Source organism: Oleiphilus sp. HI0061 (assembly GCF_001635675.1).
In genome coordinates, this window is sequence record NZ_LWFE01000646.1 from 1 (window position 1) to 659 (window position 659).

At 46.4% G+C, this 659-nt stretch carries 1 protein-coding gene; it reads right to left on the reverse strand.

The window, feature by feature from the left end; genetic code table 11:
* Positions 1–143: 143 nt before the first annotated feature.
* The coding region (gene queG, locus A3735_RS08220; protein WP_156499526.1) for a tRNA epoxyqueuosine(34) reductase QueG at positions 144–659 on the reverse strand (516 nt) is incomplete at its 5' end.

A 659-nucleotide genomic window follows, 5' to 3' on the forward strand; every position in this document is an offset into this window, starting at 1 on the left:
GATGAGGCTTGCCAGGAAAACGCAGACTTTTCTGCAAAGCTGGCGTCAAACGCCCAGTCGTTGCTTGTTATAGCTGAACACCTGGGGTCACTGTCTTATACAATGAGTGATACTGTTAGTCAGGCATCAAATATGAAGCGTAGCTAAGTCTCTTCTTGATTGTTTGGTTTGGTTTGCTGCGCTAATGCCCAGTCGATATGTTCTGCGACCAAGGGGGAGGCAGTTTCTCTACTTCGTTTTAAGGCTGCAACGATAACTAATGACTGTGGCGCATTTCCAAGTGCGACGGCTATATTTCTTAACCAGGATTCGTAGCCCGCTCTGCGAATGGGTGATCCTGCGGTATTCGTTAGGAAGGTTTCTTCATTCCAAGAGAATAACTCTAGCAGAGTGATATCATCTAGCTTGTTTCGGGGGCTAAAGTCTGTCTCTTGGCTGGGTTTTCTGAACTTGTTCCAAGGGCAGACGAGTTGGCAATCATCGCAACCAAAGATTCTGTTCCCCATAGGCTTTCTTAGCTCTAGCGGAATCCTACCTTTTAACTCAATTGTTAGATAAGAAATGCAGCGCTTAGCATCTAGTAAGTACGGTCCTTCAAATGCTTTTGTCGGGCAGGCAGTGAGGCAGGCCTTACAGCTACCACAGTGTTCCTCTATGTA